This is a genomic window from Floridaenema aerugineum BLCC-F46 (assembly GCF_041929345.1).
Lineage (GTDB): Bacteria > Cyanobacteriota > Cyanobacteriia > Cyanobacteriales > Aerosakkonemataceae > Floridanema > Floridanema aerugineum.
Window position 1 is genome coordinate 1 of the sequence record NZ_JBHFNQ010000127.1, and the last position, 4,109, is coordinate 4,109.

The window sequence follows — 4,109 nt, forward strand, 5'->3', positions numbered from 1 at the left end:
TCTTATTGCTGGCTGGTTGCAGTTAATTCTGTCCCAATCGCAGATAATCCTGGCTCAATTCACCATCATTGTTGCAATTAATCCTGGCTCAGAATGCTCGTTATTGCTGGTCGGAGTGTTTCTTATTGCTGGCTGCTACAATTAATAGTTCAGATGAAGAAAAGTTAAACCAGATTCGTAGATTTTGGGCAGAAGGAGAAACCAAGCTTACTGTTATACTCCCAGCGATTTATGGGGTAAAGATTGGAAGTCATGCCTACAGAAAAGCCCGTGAAGATTTTCGTAGATTAACAGGAGAATAAGCGATGTCTAACATCAAAATAACAGAAACTACAGAAGGCTGGGAAACCAAGGAAGGTGGATGTAATTACCTGTACAAGTTCCCCAAATCTCAAGCTTGGGTGTTGCGTCAAATTTGGTATCACAAAGTTTTCTACACTGGGGAGTTTTCCCCGGTCAATGAAGATTGTGAAGAAATTGAAGAAAACAGGAAACAATTTAAGCTTTGGTCATCGCTAATTGCTGCCATAGCTTGCCCACTTGATAGGTAATGCAGAATGCCCTCAGACCAACATCTGAGGGCATTATTCTTATTAGTTTGCTTATGTTATTTAACCTTGATTACTTCCGTGATATCGCCTTTACCTTTGTTGTGATAAGCAGAGAAGTTATATTTTTCGTTATGGTCATTAATCCAGGTTTCATGCTTATTAAAAAAGTCTTTTATCCTATCAGAACGACTACCACTCAGTTGAGCCAGGATTGATGTAGTCACTCTCCATCTTTGCTGCTGTTCAGTGGCAACATAATCGTTATAGTCCATGATTGCTTGTACCGCACGTCTCATCCGTTCTTCGGCACTTCCAGGGTGAGTTTTGTACTTGTTGTTTAAGTCTTCTAAACTTACAGATTCTAGGTCAATATCTTGGGTGTTGTCTGTTGGCTTGGTTGCTGGTGTTTCCTCTTCTGCTACTGGTGCTTTTTCCTCTGCTACTGGTGCTTTTCTCATACCAAGTTCAACGTATTTAAGTACCTGCTCCATTACTTCTGCCTGTGTTTCCAGTCCCCATTCACTTTGCAATTGGTCAAGCTTCTGCTTTTGTTCTTCAGTCATTCTGTAGCGAATTTCTTTTTTCTCAATGGTTGTAGGTGCAGTTTCTAGCATTTTAATGTTTACTCCAGAATGAAAAGGTAGTCCTTCGTTGTCACAAACTTGGTAAGCCACATAGCTAAATGCAGCAGTTTTAGAAATATGCCCCAACTGTTCCTTATAGAAAGTTAGTGTTTCCTTTCTTGCTGGCTTAAACCAATAAGCAGCAATCGCCGCGTAGATGTATCTGAGCGATCGGGTAGACAGGTTGCCTGTTCCCTTGTCATCTGACAGCACTGGCACAAATGAGCCAAAATGTTCTTTAACACAGTTGTTAACAGTTGAATTTTTATCATTGGTTATTTGTTCGATATCCTCAGCTTTTAAAGCTTTGATTTCTGGCATATTACGCAGTCGGTCTAGTTCCTTGGCTACGATATGAGACTCAATTAACGAGAACATTTCATAGTCTTCTACACCATGTTTTAACTGTCCAGTAAAACGTACTTTATACAGGGAAGTAGGCTCAAACTTAGCTGTTTTCATTCCCTCCCCGAAGCGTCTACCTGTCAGTGCAATAATGCCAGCAACTACCTCTCTCCAGTCGTATGAAGCGATTAATTTTGTAGCAGTGGCGATATATTGTTCTACTATTTCCAGTGTGATTGCTTCTGATTCCTGCAACCTATTTTCGCTTTTTTGTAAAGTCTTTTCAGTTCTTTCTCTGTAGAACTCTAAGCCTTCTTTAAGGTACTTCCAAGCATAGTGTATTTTACCATTATAGGCTTTACTCTTATCCTTGCCTTCAGGTTTATAACTGTTATCTTTGGTTAAGCTTATACCCTTCTGCCAAGCCAAAATCATGTTACGGAAGTTTGAAAGCTTGTCGTTATAGGTATTTACAGAAAGTACCTTGTTTCCAGAATCGTCTACTTTTTTAGATAATTGGGTGCAATACTCCTGAATCTTTGGTAGCCACTCCTTACATAATGCTTCGATAGCTGATTCACTTTTTAACTGTCCTACTTCATCTAAAAACGGTTTAAAAAACTGTTCATCTCTAAGTTGTGATTGTGGACTACGTCGCATATCTATGTACCTCGCTTGCTTATCTATGTACTAGTTATAGCTTATTCTGTGTACTAGTGACAATAGCGGAACAATTAGAATTTATTATTAGTACATAGATAGTCTATAAGTTATTCTATGTACTAATTGCTTGTAAACCTATTGACATAGTACATAGATTGGGGTTATTCTAATAAACATAGGGGAACGGAAAAACAAACCACTGAAGCGAAACTTCTCACACGCCTCAAAGTAGAGAAAAGCCTCTCAAGACCTGACAACGCTCTCTCCTGTCACTCGCTACACCTTGAACGCCACAGAAATTAAGGAGAAAATCAAATGTTACTGCAACACCGCTTAAACGAAATTCAATCTGTTGTCTCTGGATACCAAGCTCAAATCGATGAACTTAACGCCAAAATCTCAGCATTACAGGCACACGCTCAGAAGGTTGGAAGTGTCGAGGCTGCGATGGAAAGTGCAGTCCAACAACTACAGACTGCGATCGCAATGGTTAATCAAGTTTGTCCAGATGAGTTACCGGAATTCAAAGATGTTATTAACTCGCAATTTGGAGACGCACCTATCGCAGAATTACCCGCCGCTAACGAAACCACAGACAGCATAGAACCAACTGAACCGACAGCACCCACAGCATCCACTAAACCAAGCGGTTGCGATGTCTACTCAGATTGGGAATCGGCTGATAAGGCGATCGCCGCGATGAAACCAAACGAAGTGATCGACCCAACTAAGGGTGTTATCGATGTAGAACCAACAGAAGCCGCTGAACCTACAGAATCCCCAGCCCCCAGCCCCGAACAAAAACCCCCATACCATGCCCTATCGTGGCGTGAATTCCTCAGCTATGCCAAAGCTCAAGGGGTAAACACTAAGGGGAAAACACGGGCAGAAATTGAGTTAGAACTGCTATCCCAATCCAACAAATAGTCACTCGCCGCTAGTGGCTACCGATGCTAGATAAGGTAGTCGCTGCTTTCAACTAACATTAACTGCTCCAAAGTATCAGGCTGAATCGGGTATTTTGGAGCAGTTAATGTTGTTCCCAGTCCCCAGTCCCCAGCGCCTAACATATACAGACAGACTGAGCAGATAGAATATTACGGAGTTCAGAGAATAAAAACGCGATAGCACCTGACTTAAAGCATTGTGAGGCAATAGTTTGAGGTAGTAGCACCTGTCGCGATTTTATTATAGAAAACTGCATAAGGTGCTATTTAGTAAAGCCAGCAAACTGAGCTACTAGGATTAAGTTTTGGGTGTTTAGCTTTTTAGGGGTATTCTCTCCCCTGCTCCAAAATGGTGAGGCTCCAATAGGGGTGAAAATTGCCGAAGCTATCAGAAGCCGTAAGTCATAGCCGAAGCTGCCTCTATCCTCTCCTGTCTGTCCCTGAGTGTCCATATCAATCCCATGAAAGCTGTGGTTAGTGGTGGAGAGGTTATAAGATATGCTTGCTTCGGTGCGATCGCACTCCGTAGCCAGTGCTACGAATCGCTATCAAGCTGTTAGTAACTCTGGAAATATTGCCGATTTAATAATAAAAAATAAGCTGCATTAACTAACAGGAACTAACGCAGGATTGTGGAGCAGTGGCGATATGCCTACAGCACGCTACGCGATCGCTTTTTGAATTGATGCAAATCTGAAAAGTAAAAACCAGGAAACCAGGCTATCTATGTACAAGTTGGTAGTACACAGAAAGCTGTTAGTCGAGGCAACTATGTACTAACCTAGTACAGACAACAGAAATTATTGAGATTATCAATGCACTAGCCTAGTACACAGAAAGCTGCAAATTCAGATATCTATGCACTAATCGATAGTACACAGATGAATTTCCCATCTATCTATGTACAAGTCCTAAGTACAGAGATGACGCAAAAGATGAGGCTGCTGTCTATGCACTAGTACACAGATATGCCGCGTCTC

Annotated in this window: 3 protein-coding genes; 2 read left to right on the forward strand and 1 reads right to left on the reverse strand. The window is 41.5% G+C overall.

The window, feature by feature from the left end; translation table 11 throughout:
• Positions 1-305 precede the first annotated feature (305 nt).
• A complete protein-coding gene (locus tag ACE1CC_RS17000) occupies positions 306-551 on the forward strand; it encodes a hypothetical protein (protein ID WP_413271619.1) in 246 nt (81 codons plus the stop codon).
• 56 nt (positions 552-607) lie between these two features.
• Here the strand turns inward: ACE1CC_RS17000 and ACE1CC_RS17005 are convergent, their stop codons facing one another.
• Positions 608-2,179 (reverse strand): protelomerase family protein, encoded by a 1,572-nt coding sequence (locus ACE1CC_RS17005; protein WP_413271620.1) that lies wholly within the window; start codon positions 2,177-2,179, stop codon positions 608-610.
• 318 nt (positions 2,180-2,497) lie between these two features.
• Between ACE1CC_RS17005 and ACE1CC_RS17010 the strand changes: the two genes are divergently transcribed.
• Entirely contained in the window at positions 2,498-3,109 is a 612-nt protein-coding gene (locus tag ACE1CC_RS17010; protein WP_413271621.1) for a hypothetical protein, read from the forward strand.
• The last annotated feature ends 1,000 nt before the right edge of the window (positions 3,110-4,109 follow it).